A 25,237-nucleotide genomic window follows, 5' to 3' on the forward strand; every position below is an offset into this window, starting at 1 on the left:
TGTAAGCATTACAAGAAATAATGTACAGAACTCAAGGGGCCATGAATATTTTTTGCCTTTTTAACGTTTGATTTTATGGTATGCTTTCATATGTCTCTTGTAATCATAGGGGCTTTTTTGTTGTTGACTTTGGCAGTAGGTATCTACTTTAGTAGAAAAAAAACCTCTTTTAGAGAACATGCTGTGGGGAATAAGCAATTCGCTACGGCTACTTTAGTGGCTACGGTGTTGGCTACTGCTTATAGTGGAGGGGGGTTACTACGTACGGTAGAGTGTGTCTATAATCTGGGTCTGTGGTGGATAGCCATTACCCTTATAACATGCTTAGATGCCTACCTTATTAGTAAACTAGCGTTACGTATGGGGCCATTTATGAATCACCTTTCTATGGCAGAAACGATAGGGTCCATTTATGGTAAATATCCAAGGATTATGGTTGCGTTGGTTAGTGTTTGTGGTGCTATAATTGCAATTACTATGCAAATCACTGCAATGTCCAAGGCTATTACCATGTGTATAGATACCGTTAACCCTAACATAGCTGCTATGATTTCTACCTTAGTGCTTATTTTTTACTCCACTTTTGGGGGTGTTCGTGCGGTGACCTATACAGATGTATTGCAGTTTATAACCTTTTCCATTATTATTCCTTTACTAGCTTGGTTTATGTTTATTAAAACAGGCAAGTCAACTGTAGAAATTGTTTCGTTTCTAGGGGGGTATACTACTAAATTTCAATTTAGTAGCTTGTTTGGTTGTGGTAAGAAGCTCATAAGCATGGTGTTATTGATTCTCTCTTTTTTGATAGGTCGTATGTACCCATCTATCATACAACGTGTGTACATGGCTTCTGGTCCAATCCAGGCGCAAAAAGTGTTTGCGCATGTCACGATCTGTAGCGTTGCTATATGGAGTTTTATAATCTTGGTGGGTATATTCGTTTTTGTAGGCGCACCGGGCTTATCAGGTCCAGAAATTTGGACATATATAGTAAACAATGTGCCGCTTGTCTTTAAAGCTTTGCTTGCGGTTAGTTTGTTGGCTATGGCGATGTCTACAGCTGATTCTAACTTAAACGCCTCTGCGGTTATGTCTATTCATGATCTCCTAGGTCATATACCGGTTTCTAAAAATATAGCTCAGGTTAACCAACTGAGGTTAGCTAAATGGGCTACGTTAGTCATAGGCTTATTGGCGATGATACTAGCTTTTTATTGTAATGATTTACTTAAACTGATGTATTGGGCCCTTAATTGCTATGTGCCCATAGTGATCGCTCCTTTTGTATTGGCCGTTTTTGGCTTTCGAGGCAGTTCCCGTACCGCTTTAATTGGTATGGCTGCAGGTGTACTGACTATGCTATCTTGGAACGAGTGGGTAGAACCTATCACATCCATGGATGGCTCCTTTATTGCTATGTTGGTCAATGCCCTGTTCATGATGGTTGTCCACTATCTATTCAAACAGCCGGAAGGTTCCGGTTGGGTGCCGCCCCAGCGGGATGATATGGTGCATCAAATGAAGCAAGAAACGGCCCGTAAGCAAGCAGAGCGCAAAGAAACCATTCAAAATGCTTGGACAAATAAAAAAGATACTTTGGCTAAGCTGCAGCCCAGCCGTGTTACGCTAACCAGTCTAGGCCTCTATGTAGTGATCATTAATGTGCTGACCTACTTTATAGGCGCTATTACCGATCATAGTGGTTGGCTAATTGCACAACTCTTGGTAGGTGTTTGTTTTTTAGGGTATAGCACCTTTACAGAAAAGATATCCATTCCGCGTTGGGTAATGGGTTTATTTTGTGTGCTTGGTTTGTCTTTTTGCCTGCCTATCAATGTACTTTGGCACTGGTGGCATGGTACCAATCTGCTCTTAACCCTAGGTATATCTTTGGCCCATTTGTCGGTCACCTTGTTGGTGCTTCCGCTTTATCTAAGTGTAAGTTTTTTAGTAGCTACCCTATGCATAGTGGCCTATCTTAGTCCTACCTACTGTACCAAGACACTGGTACTATCGCCATCATCTATTGTGTTGCTGTTGTTGCTCTGTTTGGGCGTGGGCTTGCTTATTTTTAGCATTTTTGTTTACCTAAAGGCCAAGAATAATCGTTACTTTGACCAAGTCATTTACCTAAAGGGTAGAGAAAGGTTTAGCACATTGCATAATTTCAAGGCAGCGCTGTATGACGCAGCTATGGCTCCTGGCTTGCGTGTACCGCAAGGACAGGGCTCTATTTTAGCGCAAGTAGTAGGTAAAGTGGAGGAATCGATCTCTTTTTTAGATAGTTATATGCCCCTTTATAAGCAAGATTTTCAAAGTATTATCAATAAGCTCTATGATTGGGTAGCCTATTTTAATAAAAGAGAAAAGGCCAAAAACCATGCATTGCTACAGCCTATTAAAATTACTTTAGATAAGTTGATTCGTCAGGTAGAGGTTACTTTGTCCCAAGAGGTCTCCCACCCGCCTAGGCTATTTGTAGCGCCCTCTAGTGAGACGCCATGCACCCATATTGTATGTGATATCCATCAAGTTGTTTACTTATTGGTGCAAAGCATTTTACGGGTTAGTGGTCAGTTAGATGGTTCCAGTCTACCAGTTGTACGCATACACTTCCATCCCACTTCTTTACAATTCAAACAGGCGGAGCCTATTGATGAGCGTGCACCTTCGGTGCTGCTTTTTCAGGCGATTGGGTTAGTCATAAGTAATGATCAGGCCACTCCAGCTTCATTGCTCAAGGTTAAGCCTTTATACGATGATAGGCTGGGTGTGATCGGCCCTGAGGGGAAGCAGGTAGTACCACCATCTATAGATCTTCGGCAAGACACGATAGTCAGTATGGTAGATGCCCATTATGGCTATTTGGAATACCCTGCTGATGGTAGTCAAGCAGCTATGCTGCTGGTGTTGCCTATTGATGTGGCCCATATTCGTGATAAAATGACTACTAAGCTTCCTTTAGACTGCTTAACCTCAGACGCTCCTGTTACGCCTAAGGAGCAAGCCGATTCGATGATGGCCTTAATGCAGTTTCATGATTATATCTGTCAATCTGCTCATTCAAATGATCCTGTAGATATAGGTACAATTTCAGGTTTGCTTTTATTGTTGCGGCAACATTTTGGCTTTAAGCGCCATGCTTCGGGCCAATTGTTTTACGTGCGGGCGGTAGGTATTGCCACATTAGTGGTAGATTGGGTTTTTCATTCACCTAAGGTGATTTATGCCGCTTTGCTTTATGAATTGGTTCGGCATACTTGTTTGCCACTTTCTTATATCAAGCAACATTATAATTTAGGGGTCTATGCCTTTGTATTGAATGTAGTAGGCATAGATAAACGCCAAAGCTTGGATCATCCTTCCTTGCTGTATGTACAAAATCGGTTGAAAGCAGCGATTAAGGAAGACCATGTACAGCTTTCTGTTCTTTTTATTAAACTAGCTGAACGGCTCTATGACTTGCGTCATGCATCAGGCTATGTGCATCTAGCAGAGGTGCAGCATATGGCGCAAGAAACCTTGTCCATAGATGTCCAAATAGCCCATACATACTTAGGCTCAGAGGTAGGCACCACGTTGGAACAAGCCGCTAAACAGGCATTAGCGGTTTGTCAAAGTAAGCGGAAACAATCCTATACCAAAAAGGATAAAGATAGATAGTGTCTATGCAGCGGAGTGGTTTTTAAGTGATAATACGTTGCAACTGCTGGAAGAGATTTAGTTTTTGTTGCCTCCAAGTTAGGTATCAAGAGAGGACCTCTTCTAGGAATTTGTTACCTCTTTCCGATTGCGTAAAATGTGAGTTTTGACGATATACCACGTAATGTCTGATTTGTCTCTCAGCTAAGTTATTGGTCAATGAAATCTGTCTCTAATTAATTTTAATTTATTTTATGGCTTTAAAACTATACCATACGGAAAATAAAATAAAAGTATGTCCGATTTTTTAGGCCATTATGTTGCGAATCACACAACTAAATATTCCATTCACTTTACAGATACCTTTTTCTTTTCCAAGCTATTTTTTTAACTTGCGTGCGGCAGATTCAGGTATGCGTTGCTAGCCTATGTTTTTACTTTATTATTTTGACCATGCCCCATCCATTACCATCTTCTGGCACGCACACATGGGCAAGTAGCCATTTACAAGTAGCTACTGAAGTGGTACATGCTGGTGTATCTCCAGAATCCCATACAGGTGCTATCCTTACGCCTATTTTTCAATCATCCGTATTTGTACAGGAGTCCATTGAAACCTATTTAGCCAAGGGCCATTCTTATTCTGGGTCAAGAAACCCTACTGTTTCAGTGCTTGAAGAAAAGATTGCTACGCTGGAAAAAGCACAAGTTGCCTATTGCTTTGGTTCAGGCATGGCAGCCATTGTTACTACCATGGCCACTTTTTTACGCCATGGGGACCATTGTATACTCTCAAACGGTTGTTATGCCACTACACAAGAAGTGGCACGTGACCTTTTTGGCCAACTTGGCGTAACTTTTTCTTTTGTAGACTTTTCCAGTCTAGTAGAAATAGAGGCAGCCATACAACCCAATACGAAAGTACTTTTTTCAGAATATCCGACCAACCCAACACTTACTTTAACCGATTTAGTTGCGGTTAGTGCATTGGCCCATCAAGTAGGTGCCAAACATGTGTGCGATAGTACCCTCGCCTCACCTATGGTGATTTGTCCGTTGAGCTTTGGTGCAGATATAGTGATTCAATCTACTACTAAATACTACGATGGGCATAATATGACCATCGGTGGTGCCGTAGCATGTGCATCTGAAGAAAATGGGCCTCAAATTTTTGCTTATAGAAACAGACATGGGAGTATCATGAGCCCTATGGTTGCCTTTTTGACTTTGCAATCCACTAAAACCATGCACTTACGCATACGAGAACAGTCTAGCAATGCAACACAGATTGCTGCATTTTTAGCAGATCATCCTAAGGTAGATAAAGTAGGGTATCCAGGATTGTTGGATTTCCCACAAAAAGCATTGGCAGATAGGCAACATAGTAATGGCCTGCATGGTGGTATGTTATACTTTATACTCAAAGGAGGCGCCGATGCGAGTAGTAAATTTATGCAAGCGCTGTGTCGTCCATGGAGTTTTGGCGCCAATTTAGGTGGTGTAGAGAGTTTAATTTCCTATCCTCCTGTGATGTCTAATGGGACAATGGATGCTACACAGCTTCAAGCCATTGGCATAAGCGAAGGGTTTGTACGTGTATCTTGTGGTATTGAAGATGCACAAGACCTTATCGATGCCCTGGAAGCTACTTTGCGTACATGCTAATGGGCGTTTCTCTGTTTTAATGTATCTTTTCACATTACTGGTTAATGGATGCATTTTATTCCACTTTTTTCTTGATAAAAAAGTGGACAAAAAACCACTGCGCTGAATACATACGTTTTAATGTAGTAAACTAAACGCCCCACCAGCTGAACCGATGAGTAAGCGTTGGATGGTTGCATCCTTAGGGATGTGTTGTTGCTATATCCGAAATGTATTGTACGTTACCTAAACGTATATCAAGTTGGTTGGCCAGCTTTAAAATAAGGGGTATTACATTATTCTTACACGCATGTTCTATACTGCTTTCCGTGGTATCCAAATGGAAGGTAAACATAATGACCAATCCGTTCTGGTTCATTTTATCTAGGTAGATGTTTGTTCTTTCTGGTTGTACCAATGGTTGTGATTCGGCAATGGTACGTAATCCCTTTATAAACCTTGGTAACACTTCTAAAGAGATCGTATAATTTAGTGGTACTTCTAAAGAGACCATGCGCGAAGTTCTTTTCCCAAAGTTATCAATATAGGCATCCGCTAATTTTGCATTGGGGATGTACACTAAAGAACCTTCTTTTGTACGTAATAAGGTAGAACGTAAACCCACTTCTTCTACTTTGCCGCGGATGCCTCCAGAAACAATCTCATCCCCTACACTAAAAGGCCGATCCATCGTAATCATCAATGATCCAAATAGATTCTTAATGGTATCTTGACAAGCCAAACCCAGACCCAGTGTACTAAAAGAAAGTGCCTTCACTAAAGAGCCTGTTGCAAATCCAAGGTTGTCAATCGTTTGTACCAAACCCACAATCCCTACGATAATTTTAGCCGTTATGCTAAAAAGAGGCAATATATGGATCATAAATTTATTGTGTTTCTTAGCAATTTTGATTCTATATTGCATTAAATTAACACATTCATACGCCAAACACATCCATAAAAAGGAAGTGGTGGCCTCTATGACCCGATTGATAAAAGAGGTTAAGGATTCAGACTGGAACATCGTTAAGCCACTTTTTAAGAAGTAGATGCTAATCACCAGCATGAGTAACCGCTCTATAGCAAATGATTTTTTACTACCTATAAACTTATATACCATAAGTTTTAAAAAGTAGGGCATAATTTTATAGGTCAGCCAAATAATAATGGCCAAACCGATCAACATGATATATTGCCAAATGGTAAGGTTTAATATCTGTTTTTTACAAAATGCTTCGGGTAAAAAGTGATACAAAATCGTGTGTAAGCGATCCGCTACTTCATATTCCCTTATAAAATCTAGTGTTTCTTTACTGTAACGCCATTGTTCACCCTCTTTGATTAAGTAAACTTTTGGTAGCTTTTTAGATAAAATAAATCTATTTTCATTTATCGTTGGATCCATATAGTTCGGATCTTTCGGTATGGTTTCAATATTGATACCCTTAAGCGTTAGTAACCTTTTTAACTTAATCGCCATTTCTTTGCTTTGTTGGGTTTCGCCATGTGGAAATACAATCCCTACATGCGCAGCAGCTTTATTGCCCGGATTTAAAAGCATAAAATGGGTATATACGGTATCATATGGGGAGCTTAAATTTACTTTAGGATCATTTACGCGCTTATTATTGGCTTGTAAGGTAACCGGTGCGAGCATGTAGCTAAATGCCAAGCAAACAAGGTATGGTACCTGCTTGATCCGTACAAAATAGGGGGTCATTTTGTTTATACAAAATCGATAGAGGCTATTCATAGGTATACATATTTAATGTTAATTGGATATAGATTATTTGCCCGCTAAATTAAGCTATATCTTGCGTTTTGCACAAAAGATGGGTGTTTAAAATTTTGGAAATCACAATTATGGCCATTAATTTTTTATCCTTTATCCTTTTTGCAGATTGGTAGGTGCGGGTGCTCTTCTTACGGAACGCTATATGGGGCTATTCAGGTTTCACCTGATGAAATTGCTTGAGCAATATGATAGATAAAATGGATAGACAACAGGCTAATCACGTTTTGCAAGATCGTTATGGTTTTGATTATGTGGAAGTGTTAGGAGCAAGGACCCACAATTTAAAAAATATTGATGTAGTTTTCCCACGCAATCAATTGGTTATCATTACAGGTGTCAGTGGCAGTGGGAAATCATCTTTGGCTTTTGATACCATCAATGCAGAGGGGCAAAGGCGGTATAGAGAAAGTTTTAGTGCCTATGCACGGGGATTTTTAGGTAGTTTAACCAGACCGGAAGTAGATAAAATCAATGGATTAAGTCCGGTTATTGCCATTGAGCAGAAAACAACCAATCGCAATATACGTTCTACGGTCGGGACTACTACAGAAATCTATGATTTTATGCGTTTGCTTTTTGCACGCGTAGCAGATGCCTATGCCCACACTACAGGTAATAGAATGGTCACACAGGATGAGGAACAGATTCTTGCCCATCTATTACGTGCTTTCTCTAAGCAAAGGGTTACCCTCATGGCGCCTGTTATTAGAGGTAGAAAAGGCCATCATGAAGCACTACTCAAACGTATTATGAAACTCGGTTTCAATAAGGTTAGAGTGAATGGCACCATTATAGAATTGACCGATAGCTTAAAGCTGGCCCGCCATAAAAAACATGATGTTGCCTTGATTATAGATCATGTTTTAATAGACCTAAAAGCATTGGATCGTATTAAAAACGCACTACAATTGGCGCTACAATATGGAAAAGGGACCCTATTAGTAGTAGATCCTGCGCAAAAAGATTACTATTTTTCCACCCATTTAATGGATGAAGAGACAGGGCTTGCCTATGATGCACCAGAACCAAGCCTTTTTTCTTTTAATACGCCTTATGGCGCTTGTCCCATCTGCGACGGATTAGGTGAAATTACCCATGTAGACATAGATACGGTTATTCCAGATAAAAGTATAAGCATTAAAAATGGGGCCATTTTACCATTAGGGCCCTATAAGACATCATTATTGTTTAAAAAAATAGAAGCCTTATTAAGGTTTTTCCAATGCAAAATAACCGATCCAGTTGAAATACTACCTCCAGCTGTATTGAACTTGTTGTTATTTGGCAATGTTATACCTTATCGTTCTGTGCTTATTGCCGATTGCGTCGAGCCCTTTGAGGGCATTATCGCTGTGCTCATCAAACAACAAGAACGAGAGATGGCTGCACGAAATGGTAGTATAGAAGAGGGGTTTGTTTACACAACTATATGTCCAGATTGCCAAGGTACTAGATTAAACCCAATAGCTAGGTCTTTTAAGATTCAAGACAAAAGTATTACGGATTTGGTCGCAATGGACTTAGATGCACTCAAACAATGGTTTGCTACCTTATCCACTTTATTAACAGAAAAACAGCAAATCATTGCCCATGAGATTATAAAAGAAATTGCCAAAAGACTACAATTTTTAATTGATGTTGGCTTGCATTACCTACATCTTAATAGAAGTATAAGTAGCTTATCCGGCGGGGAAGCACAACGTATTAGGCTGGCTACACAAATAGGTACCCAGCTACTGGGTGTCCTTTACATTCTTGATGAACCAAGTATTGGCTTGCATCAACGCGATAATAGCCGTTTGATTGGTGCCTTAAAAGCGCTTAGAGATATCGGTAATACAATATTGGTCGTAGAGCATGATAAAGAAATCATGTTGGCAGCAGACTATCTGATTGAAATAGGACCGCAGGCTGGTCTTTATGGGGGAGAAGTAGTTGCAGCAGGTCCCTTAAACGCGTTTTTGGCACAACCCAGCGCTACAGCTGCATTTTTAACCGATAAAAGGCATGAGCGGTTCAATCGCAAACCAGGAAATGGTAAAACCCTAACCATTAGCGGCTGTAGGGGCAATAATTTAAAAAATGTAACCTTAACCCTTCCATTGGGTCTAATGATTTGTGTAACAGGGGTATCAGGAAGTGGTAAGTCTTCGCTGATTCGTAAAACCCTCTTGCCTATTCTTAAAAAACACCTTTATAACAGCCGCATCATTGCCCTACCCTATACAGAAGCACTTGGCTTAACACACATCAATAAGGTGATAGAGGTCAGTCAATTACCTATAGGCAGAACCCCTCGCTCTAACCCTAGTACCTATACCGGTATGTTTACAGATATACGTAGCTTTTTTTCGATTTTGCCAGAGGCTAAAATTAGAGGCTATAAGCCAGGTCGATTCTCTTTTAATCTAAAAGAAGGCCGGTGTAATACTTGTGAGGGCGCTGGTATTCAACGCATCGAAATGGGTTTTCTGCCAGAGGTATATGTAACGTGTGATAACTGTAAAGGCAAACGATATAGCCGTGAAACATTAGAGATACAATATAAAGGCAAATCTATTGCGGATGTCTTAGATATGACCGTATCCAATGCGATTCCTTTTTTTGAAAGCCATCCATCTATATTGGCTAAACTCCGTACCTTAGAACAAGTAGGCCTAGGGTACATTACCCTGGGGCAACATGCCACTACCTTATCAGGTGGAGAAGCACAGCGGGTCAAGTTGGCCACAGAGTTGGCCAAAAAGAGTACGGGAGATACCCTGTATATCTTAGATGAACCCAGTACTGGCCTGCACTTTCAAGATATTCTAGCGCTATTATCTGTGTTAAAAAAGTTAGTCGACCAAGGCAATACGGTACTGATTATAGAGCACAATATGGATATTATAAAGGTAGCAGACTATGTGATTGATATTGGTCCAGATGGTGGGCGAGAGGGGGGGTATCTAATTGCACAAGGTACTCCAGAAGCTGTGGCCAAGGTACCAGAGAGCTATACGGGCCATTGCTTACAAAAAGAATTATATTTGTAAAATATCGGCACCAAGGAGTCGGATGTACTTTTTTGTTCACCTCTGTGCTGCATGACAGGCTATGGTTCTGTCGTGCTATCTGTCTACTTTTTTGTAACAAGTCCGCGCTATGGGTGGCTCATGTAAAACTATTTTCAGCATGGTGTTCTTTTGTTATTAAATACAGTTGCAATGCGTTATTTATTTCAGGCTATTTGTTTCTATTTTCAAGGTCTTTTCAAGAAAATTTATCTATACCTTACCCTTGTTATCCTTGGTACTTTGGGCATAATACCGCTCCAGGCAAAATCAAAAAGTAAAGGCAACTTACTTAGTATAGCGCATCACCAAGAGACGGTTCCTAGGCAAACAAAGCGCAAGCCAAAGTACATGGTTAAGCCTGGTAAAAGGAAAAGCAGTCAACAGGATGTTTTTGTAAAGGAGCAAATGAATGAATTGTTTCGGTCTACTATCCAACTCTTCGTATCAACTGGCTTAATTTTTGGCTTGCATCAGTTATGCAGCAAGCCTTTTGACTTATCTACTTTAGTGGCGCCGCTCATAGGCAATCTTGCTGCCGATCCACTTGAAGCTATAGGACGTTCTTCTGCCATGTTGTTTTTTCCATTTTTATCCAAACCTAGACTCAATCAAGCAATAGACTTAAAAAGGCAGTATGCAGCAAGGAAGCACACGTTTTCGGCAACTATGCAGAGTTTTATAGAACAGACCTTAAATCGGCATATCTGGGCTATACAACGATTTGACTATTGTAACGATAAATATGTAGAAGTAATCCAAGAGGTATTGCAATTTCCTATAGGACCTAAGCAAATTGTGCCTAATACAGTGGTTATAAACTAATTTATGCGCAACTATCCAGAAGCGGTTCGTCTGGCTATTGGTGCATTTGTTGCCACTATAGTTGAGGATGCCAAAAGCAGTCTATTAACTAAAAAAGCAACCCCGATTATGTTTGTAGGGCCACCTGGAACTGGCAAAACCTATTTGGCCAAGCAATTGGCCAGCTTGTTGCAGCTACCTGTGCAATGTATGGATATATCTAGGTATAAGCGCGTACATGGCACTGGATTTGATTCCTCTAATCCTGAAAAAGGAGTCATAGCAGAAGCACTGATAGGCGCGTCTAGTCAAGCACAGAACTGGTCTAATAAAATACTCGTATTAGATGAAATAGAATAAAGCCCTAGCCATGGATAACAATGGAAAATTTGTAGCCAGCAATGGATCAGACATATATAATCTGTTGCATACCCTTTTAGAAGCACAAGAAGTAGCAGTGCCGTTGTCTCGTTATGACCATGCATGCCCTGATATCTCTCAGCTAAAAATTGTTTTGATTGCCAATAAAACCTTTACAGAAACCTTGACAGCAGATAAGGCAGCAGCCTTAGAAAGCCGTATAAAAGTCATTCATTTTGATGAAGGTTTCACCCCTGCAAGGAAGTGCGCGATTGCAACGACTTATGTGGATGAGCTACTGACTAAAAAAGGTATAGATCGATCGCAATTCGATCAAAATGTAATAGATGCCATTGTAGCAGAAGATAGCCGTATAGGTTTGAAAGGAGTACGTGTTTTGCTTAATGTGATTGATCAATACATAGACCTATTAAAATATCAAAAGTTGATTCATGAAATTTCAGGTATACAAACGACTACTTTTGATGTAAAACAAGCCTATGCACCTTATCATCTTCAAGCAGGCCCATGCGCTGACTTAAATGATACAAAACTGGCTCCTAAAAAAAGCGTGAGCAAATAGCGAGTATCTGTTCACGATACTGGTTAATAATGAGTTTTATCCTACTTTTTTCTTGATAAAAAAGTGGACAAAAAATCAAGCCCTCGGTAAACAGCCGCTGAAAGTGCCATCTTACAGATGGAAAAACAGAAAGCGCCCACTGCGTGGGCTTTAAAGGAAACTGTTTTTCCTAATCATCTGTAAAATGCCACTTTCTACACCGCGCCTTTTTAAAGGGGCGTTGTTCTTTGAACGCAAAAAACCACTGCGCTGAACACATACAATAGTGATGACCGGTCTCATACAGGCTAGGCCATTGTAGGCATTCTTATCCGTTTGATTCATTTGTTTGCTATGGTTTTAACGCGTAAATTTATTACCTATTTTATATTCGTTTACACTACTCTAGTCAAGATTTGGGCCTATTAAGCCATAGGCTGGGCGTGCAGCGGTTTCATTGTATTTTCTACATGTTGGTTTCTTTATCGGTTTTTTTTGTCCTATTGAAATACCTCCGAAAAGTTTGCATGCTCTTTGGGTTATTGGGGGTGTTATCTTGTAAAGACTTTAAAAGTTGGGAAAGTAAATATGGGAATCAGGTAAAAATTGCATTTGCGCCAGCAAAGGACAAACGGGTCCCAGGAGCCTTAGCAGACTTGCAGAGCGAACTGCTTTCGGAATTAACTTTTTATAAGTTGTCTCCGCTCCTTACAAAGGATAGTCCACCCTTTTTGCTAAAAGATGGTTTATCTATATCACTTGACCCCAATGCCGATGCAGTCAGTTTTGAGCTAATAGATGAAAATAGGTGCTACTACTTCCAAGTTACCATTTGCTATGAACGTATGGTCTCCCTGATTTCTACTGAAGCTGGAGGGCTTCAAGTACAATATACTATTCAGGAGGTGCAATGTAATAAAAAAGATTTCTTCAAGAAAATTACTATAGACGGTCCAGTGCCATTGCAAGCAGAGAAAGAGAAACCCAATGTTACGTTATATTATTAAGTCAATAGGTTATATGGTGTTGTCTGTTGTGCTCCCTCAGTGTGTAGTGGCCAATGTCCAACTATCCAACCATAGGATTTGGCCTACTACTTGGTACCTTGGCATAGATGTAGCCAAAACTTGTGTGGGTTGGTACCAAAAAACAGGCCCTGCCTATGAAATACATAGTTCTATTGATTTTTATCCCATCTTATTAGATGTAGACTATGGCTTGGGCCAAATTCAGCGGGATGGCAGGCCACATAATGGCTCCTTTGCATCTGCGCGTGGTCAATATTTTAGGGTAGGCTTAGGGTATAATTTTTTAACACCTACTGCCCATCACAATCAATTTTTTATAGGATTACGTTATGCTAGAAGTTTTTTTGATTTTCAACTAAAAAGTAATAAGTTACAATGCAACCACCCGTCCAATAAAGCTTGTTCGCCTCAACGATGTATAGCACCTATAGCTTTGCGACATAGCAAAGATGCTGCAATAGTGCATTGGTGGGAGGTGGTGGCAGGCGGAAAGGTATACCTGATGCGTGCCCTATCTATCGGTTGTACGGTGCGTTATAAGTTCAGCAAAAAAATAGAAAATAAGTTATGTGCTTTGCCATTTGATATCCCAGGTTTTGGTTTAGCAGAATTTGACCATGCTTTTGGTTATAGTTTGTATGTTTTGTTGCGTATTCCACTGCAGCAGAACAAGCAGCCTTCTGGCGGGAATGTTGCGCAAAAAAGCGTAAGTTAAGTCTATTTTAATCTTGTAAACCGTATATGACACATTATAGTAGCATGAAACGATATGTAAAATACCTTTTAGTATTGTTTCTGGTAATCTTTGCAGATCAAGGATGCAAACTTTGGGTCCATAACCATATGGAATTAGGGCCAGATTACCATATAAAAATATTAGGAAACCTATTTAAGTTGACCTATGTGCTAAACTATGGCATGGCTTTTGGGTTACAATTTGGTTTTAAGTATGGAAAGTTGCTGATTACCTGTGTGCGTCTTTTTGCTTCGCTCTATATTATGCTTTATATCGTTCGGTCATTGGCTCAGTCAACCCCTACTGTATGGATTTGGGGCTGGGTCCTGCTTTTAGGAGGTGCTATTGGCAATACCATAGATAGTATTTTTTATGGTGTTTATTTAAATAATGCACCTGATATAGCGCCTATGCAATGGTTCCATGGGCAAGTCATTGATATGCTCCATCTTGATTTTTGGTCTGGTGTACTGCCCCACTGGGTACCTATTTGTGGAGGGCAAGAGATCGGTCTGTTGCCTATTTTCAATATAGCAGATCTGGCTATTTTTCTCGGACTATTGTTGATGTTTTGTTCTTTTCATGCATTGGTACCATCGAACAAAAAAAGTCAAGTAACGGATTATACCGTATAAAAGTTTATATATATGCAACGGTTTATAAAATATTTTTCTATTGTATTGTTTATTGTTTTGGCAGATCAAGCCTCTAAGCTTTGGGTGTACAACCATATGGAAATGGGGACAGATGGGCACATTAATCTTTTGGGAAATATTTTTAAGCTTACCTATACCTTAAATCCTGGAATGGCATTTAGCATCCATCTAGGTTTTAAATATGGTAAGTTATTGATTACCACCTTCCGTGTTTTGGCTTCTTTATATATTTTTTGGCACATCATTCAATCCATCAGACGCCATACACCTGTTGCTTGGATCTGCGGATGGGCTTTGGTGTTAGGAGGTGCTATTGGCAATAGCATAGATAGTATTTTTTATGGTGTCTATCTGAATAATGCACCTACTGATGCACCTATGAAATGGTTCTACGGACAGGTCATTGATATGCTACACATTGACCTTTGGTCTGGTGTGATGCCTAGTTGGCTACCTATTTGGGGCGGGTACTATATATATTGCCTACCTATTTTTAACATAGCTGATGTAGCTGTATCGGCTGGGTTAGCAGTTATTTTATGTCTGTTTCATGGAACTCCTCATCCCAAACCTTACTGATAAGGTTAAAAATGACTTATTGGCTGAATAAATATTTAGCCTAAAATGAGGTCCATATGTTTTTGTACATAATCCAGCGCACATCCACTTCTTGTAATGCTAAAAGAGCCTTTAACAGAAAGGTCCACAATGGTAGAACCCAACCGCATCGGATCGATGGCACCCAAAGTACCTCCATCAAAAACGGCGTCCAATTTAGGCCAGAGCTGCTTAAATTCCTGCACATGTAAACAACTGGGTTCACTACTTTTATTGGCACTGGTTAGTGCAATCGCTGCATTACATATGCGCATAACATCCATCATGAATGGGTGATCTGGCATTCTAATGCCAACCAAATTTGTTTTGGGAACCAAACTTTTATTAAAATATGGTAATGCTTCGAAAAGAAGCGTAACCGGACCAGGGAGCAATGCGTTAAGCAAAGGCGTAATGGTTGCGTCTATCTTGCCATATCTAGATAGCGCTTGAATAGATCCAATACAAATGGCAATGGGTTTATCATTGCTACGCTGTTTGAGCTGAAATAATCTTTTTACTGCCTTTTTATTTTTAGCCAAACAGGCCAGGCCATAAACCGTATCGGTAGGTACAGCGATTACACATCCTCTATTAAGTAAGCATGCAGCGTGTTGAGCAGCAGATAGATTAGAGATGTCTAATGGAATGTTTTTTATGTACATGGATACTGTTCTATGTTCTCCACAAATGATTCACATGCCTTGGCCAGATATTTTAAAAACCCTCCCCCTATGGCTCCATCTATAATCCGGTGGTCGTAGGTATGGGATAGGAAAAGTTCATCACGAATCGCTATGGTCTCTTTTCCCCCTATATGGACCACAGCAGGGCGTTTTTCAATAAGACCCAAGGCAAGGATCGCTACCTGTGGCTGCACAATAATAGGTGTGCCCATCAGGTTATCAAAGCAACCGATATTAGAAATGGTATAGCTGGCACCGGTTAATGCGTCTGGCCGAATCGTCCCATTACGTGCTTGATGGACTAAAGCATCGATCTGTCGCGCCAATGGTACCAACCCAAGCTGCTCTACTTGATGGACCACAGGAACCACTACATTACCATTTGGTAGTGCTACTGCAAAACCTATATTAATATGCTTGCGTTTGATAATCTGATCATCTGCCACTACCGCATTGAGCAACGGGAAGTGCTGTAAGGCACGTGCAATCATTACCATAAAAATAGGGTTGTAACTCAATTTAATCCCATGTTTTTCTTCAAAAATGGTCTTATGTTGATTTCTCCAGGCAACAAGTTCCGTTACATCGGCACGTATAAAAGAGGTAACATGCGGCGCTATTTTCTTAGATGCTACCATGCGATCTGCAATTAGTTTTCTTACACGATCCATTTGGGTCACTTCATCTCCTTCTAGTGGCGTAACGGTCTCATGAAATAAATGGTGATTCGTAGTATGCGTATCTATAGGTAGGTGTACACTTAAATAGTCTGCAATCGCTGATTTGGTCACCCGATTGTCCCTAGTATCCCCCGCTAATCTTGTTAGCACATCTGATGGAATCAGATGCTTGTGGGCCATATGCTTGGCTACAGGCGTGAGTTTTACCTGGCTATAGATAGGCAAAGATGCTATTCCCCTATTAGGTGATGGGGTAATAGCTGTTACAGTAGGTTTTGGGTCTACAAAAGATGGTTCATGGGTTGTAGCTGGTACAGCTCCATTTTCCACCTCTAATAAAGCAATCGGTGCGCCAATGGCGACCACTTCTCCTTTGCTGACCAATAATTTTTTAATCTTACCAGAGTAAGCAGCAGGAATCTCTGCATCAACTTTATCTGTGGCCACTTCCAACAGAGGTGCCCCTTCCATCACTACTTCTTCCTCTTTGACACACCAATGCAATACGATAGCTTCTACCACACTTTCACCCATTTTAGGTAAATAAAGCGTTATTAAGGACATACCAACCACACTTAAAAAATTTAAACCCTTACCATTAGTCCGTTGGGCTATGATGGGTCGTGGAGATTAGGGAGCGCTCTTTTTTCTCCATTAAAGAAGAGAGGTATTCAGCCAGCTGCTTCAATGCTTTCCCGAGCTGATTTTTATCCAGGCTATCGGGTAGCTTTCCTATATCCTGTTCCAGGTTGCATAATTGGTTATGCATATCAATTAATAGCGTTTGTGCAATTGGATGCCCTATAATCTTTTGACGGGCGATTAGTTGTGGTATTAGACCTACAAGTAATTGATACGGCTTTGTGAGATCTTTAGGATGATCAGCTGCTTTGCTGAGTATATTTCCATGTTCATCCACTTCCTGATACTTGCCTGTAATATACGCGGATGCCTCTACCAGAGGTCTCATCAGCTCATCGCGCAACAACAGCTCGCTGCCCTTATTACCTTTTAGACAGGAAGTAAAATAAACAGTTGTCACGCATAACAGCGTCCAATATTGTATGAAATAAAATAATCTTAAGCGCATGGCATATAGTGGCTAAGTCAGGCCAAAAAAGGTAGATAGAGCCTGTAAAGATAGATGCTTAATTATAGCGTTAAAAAATTTAAAAAATTGGCCTGGTTTGTAACCAGGACTAACAGCTACTGACTGGATAAATAAGCCAATAGATGATTATATAATAAATGAGTACGCCCAATAATTCTACAGTTGTATTAATGGCAGGGCTTGCCGCTACGGCAGGATCTCCATTAAAGTACTTAGCGGCCAGCGGGAAAGCCGCTCCAATAAAAGCAGAAAAAATAACTTGTAATACAATACTCAAGGCTACTACAAACATTACCTGATAGTGTCTATTGGTCTCTACATCCAGGCTAGAAGTTAAGAATACTTTAATATAAGCAAGAAAAAATAAAACAGAAGCCAACATAATGGCAATCCTTAATTCCTTTAAGATAATCCTTACCCAATCAGATAGCGTGACTTGGCCGCGATTCAATGCCTGGAGCACTACTGAAGCAACTTGGCTGCCTACATTGCCTCCAGTATCCGTAATCATGCTCAAATAAAAAATTAGATTAAATTGGTTAAAAAGCGTGCTTTTAGCATGTGTAAAAGAATGACTTACAATGCTGGCTATAAATACTACTACAATCCATTTGATGCGTTTCTTAAGGTGTTGTAGACTAGATACCTTGAGATAATCGGGTGCATCTTCTTCCGAAGTAATACCCATAAACTTATCCATATCCTCTACTTGTTCCGCCCTGATAATATCTATAGCATCGTCATAGCTGACAATACCTACAATTTGCTCTTCTTGATTGAGAATAGGAATAGCTACCAAATCATATTGTTCAATTTTTTTGGCAACAACTTCTTGATCCTCATCAACCGTAGCATAAACAAAATTTACATTGAGTATGGTCTCTATTTTTTCTTGAGGAGAACGCATCACCAAGTCTTTTAAAGAAATAAAGCCAACTAGTTTCATCTTTTCATCTACTACATAAATGTAGTACAGCATCTTTTTAGAGGGTGCATCCTCCCGGATTTTAGCGATGGCCTCTTCTACCGTCATTGAATTTAAGACCGTTGCAAAATCTGTATTCATAATACCCCCCGCCGTATCTGGTACATAGGCACTGAGCATAATCACATCTTCTCGTACCTTTCTGCTCAAATAGGGTAATAAACGCGCATGGTCTTTACTATTCAGTCGTTGGTAAAAATCAACACGCAGATCAGAAGGCATACAAGAAAAGATCTTTGCAAAACTACTTTTTGGAATGCTATGGTAGATTTGCATCTGCAATTCACTGTCCTTCAATAAGGCAAATATTTCCCCTTTTCGTGCGATAGATAAGGTGCTAAATATGCCTATAACCAACTCAAAAGATTGCTTTTCAAAGAATCTAGCCACCTCTATAGGTGATGCACGCTCCAAACAATAGGTCAACCGCTTCTCCTGCTGCTGCTTGAGTAAACGCATCCACTTAAAAAACTTATGTTCCCCTTTTAGTTTCATAATCGTAGTTTTTTGGTTCCATATGGTACAACCATGCTTAACAAGCCTAGATGAGAGAATAGATTTATAAAAATCCTCTAAAAGAACGAGCGTAGCCAAAGAAGCCCTGCAATAAAAAACAACATGGTTCCCAGACTAAAACATAGCCCCCACCTATGCTAACTACAAGTAGAGTCAAGAAGAAGACTTAACGAAAGGTAAATTTAAGAGAATCTGAAGTAAATTACCAATAGGTAAATCTAAAATTATATACATTATATAATATAAAACGCAACACACCATCAGGGGAAGCCTGGTTGAATAACAAGGTGGACCTCCTCTCTGGCCAAGGGCTAATCACTCAGCCAGAACCGAGTTTTCCATTAGTAAGAGTAACCATGGATGAAAAAAATCAATTGTGCAACTGGTTGCTAACCCAATAGGTAAAAAATAAGCTATGGTAGGGTTGTGTATACCAGTAGGTACAATCTGTGTAGATAGGTGGGTCATTATGATTTGGTTTAATAGATTAAACAAAATATATTTGTTTGAATCTGTTTAAACTTGTTTAAATCCAATGCAATCTAAAAAAATAGTACTTTGTCTGACCATTGTTATTTCCTCGCTTTCACTCTATTATCTCTCTTTTACCTTTGTAGACTATCGGGTACAAGGCCAAGCGGAGCAACAAGCCATAGATGCACAGGGCAGGATAGACTTTGATAAACGTCAAGCTTATTTAATGGATGTATGGAAAAAGCCGGTTTACAATTTGTTTGGTTCTGTTTATACCTACGAAGCGGTCAAAGAGCGTGCACTTAAGCTTGGGTTAGACTTGCAAGGTGGCATGAATGTCACCATGGAGCTTGTTCCTGTAGCGCTTGTAAAAGGATTGGCCGCCTATACGACAGATGCACATTTTTTAGAAGCCCTTCAATCGGCACAACAGGTGCGCAAACCGGGTGACTCATTTGGTAAGCTTTTTGTATCGGCTTATAAAAGGCTTGCCCCGAACGGAAATCTAACCGATATTTTTACTGCTGCTGGGGTAAGGTCTTTTTCTTGTGAAGAGGATATTATAAAAACCATTGATCAAGAAATTACAAAGGCCTTAGATCGTTCGCTGACCATTATAAGTGCTAGGTTAGATCGCTTTGGCGCTACACAAACCAGTATCCAAAAGTTATCTGGCAGTGAAAGAATTCAAATAGAGTTGCCAGGTGTTACCCATCCCGATCGGGTTAGAAAATTGCTACAGGGTGTAGCGCAGTTGCGTTTCTGGACTGTAGCGGAAGCTGATGCCTATCGTTCCGCATTAGAAGCTGTGAATGCCTTGTTATTGAAGAAAGAGAAAGCAACTATATCCGCAACCCTTGGGCTTACAGATGCCGAAAAAACAGAGCGCATGCCCAAGGAATCGATACTCAAAAGGCTTTGTAAAGCCCCTTTCCCTTATATGTTAGCCTATGCGCCTGAAGAGATGAACCGAATAGAGGCCCTGCTGCGCAGCAAAGAAGTGAAAGCTTTATTACCCAAAGAGATTACCTGGATGTGGGACAGAAAAGCACAAGCCCTAAACGATGGTACGCAGGTGGTAACCCTTTATGCAATTCAACGCACCAGAGACCAGAAGCCCCTTTTAGAAGGTGATATTATTACACATGCGGCTCAAGACATTGATCAAAATAGTGGGAAGCCAATAGTAAATATAAAAATGAATCAGAAAGGGGCACACGCCTGGAAACGCATCACGGCAAGTCATATTGACAAACGTATCGCAATCGTTTTAGATGATCGGGTCTATTCTGCGCCAGTAGTCCATCAAGAAATTCCAAATGGGAACTCCCAGATATCTGGTCATTTTACGATAGAAGAGGCCAAAGATTTAGCCAGTGTATTGGCAACAGGTTCTTTGCCAGCGCCACTTAAAATGGTAGAAGAAGCAATTATAGGGCCTAGTTTGGGTAAAGTAGCCCAAAAACAAGGCCTGGTGGCCACAGCCGTAGGTTTGGGCCTGGTGTTGCTTTTTATGTTCATTTATTATGCAAAAGGGGGGCTTATAGCCAATGTAGCCCTCTTATTTAATTTACTATTTATTATGGGTATTTTAGCGGAATTGGATGCTACGTTAACCCTGCCCGGTATTGCTGGCTTGGTCCTTACCATTGGTATGTCTATTGATGCGAATGTATTGATATTTGAACGGATACGAGAAGAACGCATGCAAAAAGTGCATATTAAAGAAGCCATCCAGCGGGGGTATGCCAAATCATATAGCTCTATTATTGATGCCAATATTACCACTTTTCTTGCTGGCGTAATACTTTATTATTTGGGGCAGGGGCCGGTTCGTGGTTTTGCCCTTGTCTTAATGATTGGCATCATCAGTTCTGTATTCGCTTCTATATGTATTACTAGGTTGATTTTCTCCTACTTTATGGATCACTATCGTACCCCAAAATTGACCTTTTCGTATCCATGCCTACCTATGCTTTTTAAAAATGTGCAGATTGATTTTATCAAAAATCGTTTCCGTTTTTACGCATGTTCTTTATTATTCATAGCCATTGGCGCTTGCTGCTTTTACCACTATAAGGGGCTCTCCCTGGGCGTAGATTTCGCTGGAGGTCGTTCCTATACGGTCCATTTTGCTAAGCCTATAGAGGCCTCTATACTTAAGGAGGGGCTATCTGCTCAATTTAAGCAAGGCGTAGAGGTGCGTACCTATGGGGCCAATAATGTAATGCAAATCACAACCAACTATTTGTGCAACGAGGATATGACTACCTCCGATGCAAAGGTACGCAACAAACTAGTTACTGCGTTGAAAACCTTAACCAAATTGGAAGAACAGCATACCTCGGCAGCTGACCATTCCTTTGCGATTACCAGTAGTACCAAAGTGGGCGCTACTGTGGCACAAGATGTGCAAAAAAGTGCAAAAAAAGCCATGGTGCTTTCCATATTGGGTATATTTCTTTATATTACTTTTCGCTTCAGAAGGTGGGGATTTGGCTTAGCAGCTGTGTTGGCCCTTATGCATGATGCCTTGGCGGTCATAGCTGGATTTTGTATCGCACGTGCTTTTGGCATGAGTTATGAAGTCAATGAAGTCTTCTTAGCTGCTATGCTTACGGTTATTGGCTATTCCATAAATGATACAGTGGTTATCTTTGACCGTATAAGGGAAAGGTTAGCCAATAAGGCTACGGATGTATCCACGTCCATGATTAATGATGCGATTGGAGAAACATTAAGTAGGACAGTTATTACCTCTTTTACAACCTTATTAACTGTCGTTGTGCTGTTCTTCTTTGGGGGAGAAGCATTACGGAGCTTTTCTTTTGCATTATTACTAGGTGTACTGTTTGGCACTTATTCTTCTATCTGCATTGCAGCCCCTCTTTTAGCAGATTTTGGTCGCAGGTTTGCTATTACCAAATAGTAAATCACAACCAAATACCATAATCGATAACGTAGTCGCCTACCATAGGTCGCTTTTGCAACTTATTTATGGCAAGCAATTTTTAGAGGCAGTTCCGTCGTGCACCGCAGCATACTTAGCGCTATTTGAGGAGCCTAGACAAGCCCCAATAGTCATGAGTTAATTGCATTCCGCAAGCGGGCCTATTAAGGCATTATAACCCAAATAAAGTAAGGTATGTCTATGAAAATAAAACACATTATTCCTATTTATATGGTCTTAAATGGCCTGGGTACAATAGTACCTACTATTTTAGTACTTGGTTTTTCAATCACTTTGTTTGAACAAGATAGCAGTGGTGTTTCTGCAGCTTATTTGGAACCAGCTAGTTTGTTAGGAATTGGCTTTGCTGGTTTAATTGGCGGGTTTTTTTTCAAACGTTTTTCTTCCTATACCATAGGAATAGGTGCACTCTTATGTGCAATTGCTATCTTGTTCATCTTGTCGGTATATAATGATGTGAATCTACGCGTTTGTACCCTCACATTATGGGCCCTTGCTTGCATTATGAGTATTGAACATTCCAATGGTCTTGCTTTTATGAGTAGGCAAATAGGGGCGCATGATAAGCCTTTCTTTTTTTCCACTTTTCAAATTTTTTTGCAGTTTTTTAATGTGTTGGCACCTATAGTAGCCAAAAACTTACTGGCCATTATGGGATTGAAAATGCTTCTGTTACTTTGTAGTGGTATCTACATTTTTCGTATCATACCCTGGCAATTGCTCCGAGACCTTGGTGCAAAAGAAATGGCGGTACAGCCATCTGGTATGTTGACAGGCTTTAAGGAAATCGTTCAAAACCCTGGCCTATTACGTATCACGACCTTTCGTCTGGTGAGCTATATTGCAACGATAGCCTATACGGTCAGTCTGCCCATTCTGGTTGCCAGAATGGCTAACGACAATAGCGAAATCAATGCACAATTGCATAGCTATAGCATCAGTTTGATGCACCTAGGCTTTATTGTAAGTGGCATATTTGGTTCATGGATCTTAAAAAGAAGACCTAAGTGTATTATTTGTTTTTTTAATATTAGTCCTATTTGTATCGTAGTAGCTTCGATTATCGCTTTTTATGTGCGGCAGCCAGGTTATCTTCAGGCAACGGCATTATTGTATGGCATGGGACTCTATTTATTCAGAACGGCTATTGCGATTATAGGGCAAGCTTTAACGCAAAAAGACAAACTCGCCCATGTTATTTTAGTGGGGGATGCAGTGGTGAAATCTTTTGCTTATTGCATTGGTGCTTTGGTACCATTTTGGATTGTGCTTCCGCCTGTATGGGGTATAGCCCCTCCGTTTGTAGGGTTTGTCTTATGCTCTTTGCTTTCATTGGGTATGATCAAACCGATCACTAAAATATATTTGGCATCTTTGTGCAAAAGAAAATAATACCAAGTAAAGGCATATCGATGGCTACTTTCTTATCAAGCAAAAGGTTAACCTAATGATGTCTTACAACGCTTCTATGGCAATGGGCCTAATAGGGAAGTTTGTGCTTGTTTTGTTTGTTGTATGCTTTATGGCTTGAGCCCTCTATTTTTTATAAAATCAACCGCAATGGCTAACCCTCTATGGTCTATAGAATGTGCAAGGTCTGCTAACTTATGTGCGCTACATGGTATCTTATGGTCAGATAAATAATCTATGGCATGATCTATCGCCTCTACGGTTATTACGCTATCTGATACGCCATGAACCAAACAAATAGGTGTAGTGGTATTGATGCATTGCGAAGGGGCTACCAACAACCCAGAAAATCCTATGGTGCATAAGAAAGGTTCCGGCTGTATAAGGGTTAGATAGATACCCATCATGGCTCCCTGTGAAAACCCGATCACAATGGTATCTTTATTGGCAAGGTGTAGCGCCATTTGTTTTTGCTTAATAATAGCTGCTATTGATGCTACATTGCTTCCCAATAACCTTTGCATCACATAGGGTGTGCGATCTTCTAGGCTGAACCATTGCCGCCCATGGGAGGCCATATCATAGGGTTCTATGCCATGTGGGGCCATGAAATGGCAATCTGGTAAATCATCTTGGATATATGGTACCAATTTGATTAAATCATGGCCATTAGAACCGACACCGTGCAATAATACTACTAATTTTTTTGCTGGTAGTACTTTACTATCTGCTTCAGGATGTATTAAATTACTCATTATTGATTTGTTATTATTGTAAACCGAAAAGGTTGGTGCATCATCTATGCTATAACCATGGATGGAGCCATTCAGCATATGGTAACGTTCATGTAACCCCTATGATGCTTTTACCATCAATATATTATGGAAAAACCAATAGTTGATACAATTTTTGAGATTTTAAGCCATAAAAATCAAAACCCTACCACAGAACTAGTCTATAAAAATGCATTTACCCTATTGGTAGCGGTCATATTATCTGCACAAGCTACGGATGTATCGGTAAATATAGCCACAAAACCTTTATTTGAATGGTGTGATACACCAGAGCAAATGGTATGCCTTGGAGAGGAAGGATTGAAAAAATATATCAAATCTATTGGCTTGTTTAACCATAAAGCCAAACATATTATTGCCTTATCAAAACAATTGATCAACCAGTATAATAGTTGTGTGCCCAACAGCTTTGAGGCACTTTTGCAATTACCTGGCGTAGGCAGAAAAACAGCCAACGTACTATTGAATTGTTTGTTTAACCAGCCCACTATTGCGGTGGATACCCATGTATTTAGGGTGTCCAAAAGGATTGGTTTAGCAAAGGGTACTACACCAGAAAAAGTAGAAAGCGAACTATTAAAGATCATAAATCCAAAATGGCACAACCATGCCCATCATTGGCTTATACTACATGGTAGGTATATTTGCAAAGCACGCAAACCCAACTGTACCGTTTGCCCTATTCAAGCATATTGCGCCTACTATCAAGAAGGTGGCAAAGCGTAGTCCCCCA

General features: G+C 40.2%; 19 protein-coding genes and 1 pseudogene. 13 read left to right on the forward strand and 7 right to left on the reverse strand.

The features are described from left to right. Positions 1-75: 75 nt before the first annotated feature. Complete coding sequence (locus tag CE557_RS02085) at positions 76-3,663, forward strand: sodium:solute symporter family protein (protein WP_114909962.1); 3,588 nt, start codon at positions 76-78, stop codon at positions 3,661-3,663. Between the two features lie 22 nt (positions 3,664-3,685). Here CE557_RS02085 and CE557_RS05150 read toward each other — a convergent pair. Beyond that, positions 3,686-3,868 (reverse strand): annotated as a pseudogene (locus CE557_RS05150) (IS66 family transposase); the annotation flags it as partial. 227 nt (positions 3,869-4,095) lie between these two features. Here CE557_RS05150 and CE557_RS02095 point away from each other — a divergent pair. Then, positions 4,096-5,307: a trans-sulfuration enzyme family protein gene (locus CE557_RS02095; RefSeq protein WP_114909964.1), complete on the forward strand. Its 1,212-nt coding sequence runs from the start codon at positions 4,096-4,098 to the stop codon at positions 5,305-5,307. Positions 5,308-5,488: 181 nt separating this feature from the next. Here the strand turns inward: CE557_RS02095 and CE557_RS02100 are convergent, their stop codons facing one another. Continuing rightward, positions 5,489-7,006 (reverse strand): mechanosensitive ion channel family protein, encoded by a 1,518-nt coding sequence (locus CE557_RS02100; RefSeq protein WP_162789953.1) that lies wholly within the window; start codon positions 7,004-7,006, stop codon positions 5,489-5,491. 260 nt (positions 7,007-7,266) lie between these two features. Here CE557_RS02100 and uvrA point away from each other — a divergent pair, with 260 nt between their 5' ends. The 8 genes from uvrA to CE557_RS02140 all read left to right on the forward strand — a co-directional run bounded on the left by uvrA (position 7,267) and on the right by CE557_RS02140 (position 14,859). After that, positions 7,267-10,116: an excinuclease ABC subunit UvrA gene (gene uvrA / locus CE557_RS02105; protein WP_223245917.1), complete on the forward strand. Its 2,850-nt coding sequence runs from the start codon at positions 7,267-7,269 to the stop codon at positions 10,114-10,116. Between the two features lie 171 nt (positions 10,117-10,287). Then, complete coding sequence (locus CE557_RS02110) at positions 10,288-10,959, forward strand: hypothetical protein (RefSeq protein ID WP_114909966.1); 672 nt, start codon at positions 10,288-10,290, stop codon at positions 10,957-10,959. 3 nt (positions 10,960-10,962) lie between these two features. After that, entirely contained in the window at positions 10,963-11,298 is a 336-nt protein-coding gene (locus CE557_RS02115; protein WP_114909967.1) for an AAA family ATPase, read from the forward strand. A 10-nt stretch (positions 11,299-11,308) separates the two neighbouring features. Then, entirely contained in the window at positions 11,309-11,881 is a 573-nt protein-coding gene (locus CE557_RS02120; protein WP_114909968.1) for a hypothetical protein, read from the forward strand. Positions 11,882-12,387: 506 nt separating this feature from the next. Further along, the gene (locus CE557_RS02125; protein ID WP_114909969.1) at positions 12,388-12,867 is read left to right on the forward strand and encodes a hypothetical protein; all 480 of its coding nucleotides are present in this window, start codon (positions 12,388-12,390) and stop codon (positions 12,865-12,867) included. After that, positions 12,848-13,603 (forward strand): DUF6048 family protein, encoded by a 756-nt coding sequence (locus CE557_RS02130; protein ID WP_114909970.1) that lies wholly within the window; start codon positions 12,848-12,850, stop codon positions 13,601-13,603. The genes CE557_RS02125 and CE557_RS02130 overlap by 20 nt, the downstream gene beginning before the upstream one ends. Positions 13,604-13,629: 26 nt before the next feature. After that, entirely contained in the window at positions 13,630-14,259 is a 630-nt protein-coding gene (locus CE557_RS02135; protein ID WP_223245918.1) for a signal peptidase II, read from the forward strand. A 12-nt stretch (positions 14,260-14,271) separates the two neighbouring features. Next, complete coding sequence (locus tag CE557_RS02140; protein ID WP_114909972.1) at positions 14,272-14,859, forward strand: lipoprotein signal peptidase; 588 nt, start codon at positions 14,272-14,274, stop codon at positions 14,857-14,859. 35 nt (positions 14,860-14,894) lie between these two features. Here the strand turns inward: CE557_RS02140 and CE557_RS02145 are convergent, their stop codons facing one another. From CE557_RS02145 to mgtE, 4 genes are all read right to left on the reverse strand, one after another. Then, positions 14,895-15,542 carry an L-threonylcarbamoyladenylate synthase gene (locus tag CE557_RS02145; RefSeq protein WP_114909973.1) on the reverse strand — a complete coding sequence of 216 codons (648 nt, stop codon included), beginning with the start codon at positions 15,540-15,542 and terminating at the stop codon, positions 14,895-14,897. Further along, the gene (locus tag CE557_RS02150; protein WP_114909974.1) at positions 15,533-16,807 is read right to left on the reverse strand and encodes a dihydrolipoamide acetyltransferase family protein; all 1,275 of its coding nucleotides are present in this window, start codon (positions 16,805-16,807) and stop codon (positions 15,533-15,535) included. The genes CE557_RS02145 and CE557_RS02150 overlap by 10 nt, the downstream gene beginning before the upstream one ends. A gap of 34 nt (positions 16,808-16,841) precedes the next feature. Then, the gene (locus CE557_RS02155; RefSeq protein ID WP_162789954.1) at positions 16,842-17,333 is read right to left on the reverse strand and encodes a hypothetical protein; all 492 of its coding nucleotides are present in this window, start codon (positions 17,331-17,333) and stop codon (positions 16,842-16,844) included. Positions 17,334-17,442: 109 nt separating this feature from the next. Beyond that, on the reverse strand, positions 17,443-18,834 hold the full coding sequence (gene mgtE, locus CE557_RS02160) for a magnesium transporter (protein ID WP_162789955.1): 1,392 nt from the start codon (positions 18,832-18,834) through the stop codon (positions 17,443-17,445). 556 nt (positions 18,835-19,390) lie between these two features. Here mgtE and secDF point away from each other — a divergent pair. Continuing rightward, positions 19,391-22,258 carry a protein translocase subunit SecDF gene (gene secDF, locus CE557_RS02165; protein WP_114909977.1) on the forward strand — a complete coding sequence of 956 codons (2,868 nt, stop codon included), beginning with the start codon at positions 19,391-19,393 and terminating at the stop codon, positions 22,256-22,258. Positions 22,259-22,480: 222 nt separating this feature from the next. After that, positions 22,481-23,692 (forward strand): MFS transporter, encoded by a 1,212-nt coding sequence (locus CE557_RS02170; RefSeq protein ID WP_114909978.1) that lies wholly within the window; start codon positions 22,481-22,483, stop codon positions 23,690-23,692. Positions 23,693-23,820: 128 nt separating this feature from the next. On the opposite strand, the gene CE557_RS02175 is transcribed toward CE557_RS02170, so the two are convergent. Beyond that, on the reverse strand, positions 23,821-24,543 hold the full coding sequence (locus CE557_RS02175) for an alpha/beta hydrolase (protein ID WP_223245919.1): 723 nt from the start codon (positions 24,541-24,543) through the stop codon (positions 23,821-23,823). Positions 24,544-24,591: 48 nt separating this feature from the next. On the opposite strand from CE557_RS02175, the gene nth reads away from it, so the two are divergent. After that, on the forward strand, positions 24,592-25,230 hold the full coding sequence (gene nth / locus CE557_RS02180) for an endonuclease III (protein WP_114909979.1): 639 nt from the start codon (positions 24,592-24,594) through the stop codon (positions 25,228-25,230). Positions 25,231-25,237: the final 7 nt, after the last annotated feature.

The organism is Cardinium endosymbiont of Sogatella furcifera (assembly GCF_003351905.1).
In the GTDB taxonomy this organism is placed as follows: domain Bacteria; phylum Bacteroidota; class Bacteroidia; order Cytophagales; family Amoebophilaceae; genus Cardinium.

Excerpts from the sequence above, each read along its gene's own strand:
- CE557_RS02085 (WP_114909962.1), top strand. The coding sequence starts at position 76 with ATGGTATGCTTTCATATGTCTCTTGTAATCATAGGGGCTTTTTTGTTG.
- CE557_RS02095 (WP_114909964.1), top strand. The coding sequence starts at position 4,096 with ATGCCCCATCCATTACCATCTTCTGGCACGCACACATGGGCAAGTAGC.
- CE557_RS02100 (WP_162789953.1), bottom strand. The coding sequence starts at position 7,006 with ATGACCCCCTATTTTGTACGGATCAAGCAGGTACCATACCTTGTTTGC.
- uvrA (WP_223245917.1), top strand. The coding sequence starts at position 7,267 with ATGATAGATAAAATGGATAGACAACAGGCTAATCACGTTTTGCAAGAT.
- CE557_RS02110 (WP_114909966.1), top strand. The coding sequence starts at position 10,288 with ATGCGTTATTTATTTCAGGCTATTTGTTTCTATTTTCAAGGTCTTTTC.
- CE557_RS02115 (WP_114909967.1), top strand. The coding sequence starts at position 10,963 with ATGCGCAACTATCCAGAAGCGGTTCGTCTGGCTATTGGTGCATTTGTT.
- CE557_RS02120 (WP_114909968.1), top strand. The coding sequence starts at position 11,309 with ATGGATAACAATGGAAAATTTGTAGCCAGCAATGGATCAGACATATAT.
- CE557_RS02125 (WP_114909969.1), top strand. The coding sequence starts at position 12,388 with ATGCTCTTTGGGTTATTGGGGGTGTTATCTTGTAAAGACTTTAAAAGT.
- CE557_RS02130 (WP_114909970.1), top strand. The coding sequence starts at position 12,848 with ATGTTACGTTATATTATTAAGTCAATAGGTTATATGGTGTTGTCTGTT.
- CE557_RS02135 (WP_223245918.1), top strand. The coding sequence starts at position 13,630 with ATGACACATTATAGTAGCATGAAACGATATGTAAAATACCTTTTAGTA.
- CE557_RS02140 (WP_114909972.1), top strand. The coding sequence starts at position 14,272 with ATGCAACGGTTTATAAAATATTTTTCTATTGTATTGTTTATTGTTTTG.
- CE557_RS02145 (WP_114909973.1), bottom strand. The coding sequence starts at position 15,542 with ATGTACATAAAAAACATTCCATTAGACATCTCTAATCTATCTGCTGCT.
- CE557_RS02150 (WP_114909974.1), bottom strand. The coding sequence starts at position 16,807 with ATGTCCTTAATAACGCTTTATTTACCTAAAATGGGTGAAAGTGTGGTA.
- CE557_RS02155 (WP_162789954.1), bottom strand. The coding sequence starts at position 17,333 with ATGCGCTTAAGATTATTTTATTTCATACAATATTGGACGCTGTTATGC.
- mgtE (WP_162789955.1), bottom strand. The coding sequence starts at position 18,834 with ATGAAACTAAAAGGGGAACATAAGTTTTTTAAGTGGATGCGTTTACTC.
- secDF (WP_114909977.1), top strand. The coding sequence starts at position 19,391 with ATGCAATCTAAAAAAATAGTACTTTGTCTGACCATTGTTATTTCCTCG.
- CE557_RS02170 (WP_114909978.1), top strand. The coding sequence starts at position 22,481 with ATGAAAATAAAACACATTATTCCTATTTATATGGTCTTAAATGGCCTG.
- CE557_RS02175 (WP_223245919.1), bottom strand. The coding sequence starts at position 24,543 with ATGCTGAATGGCTCCATCCATGGTTATAGCATAGATGATGCACCAACC.
- nth (WP_114909979.1), top strand. The coding sequence starts at position 24,592 with ATGGAAAAACCAATAGTTGATACAATTTTTGAGATTTTAAGCCATAAA.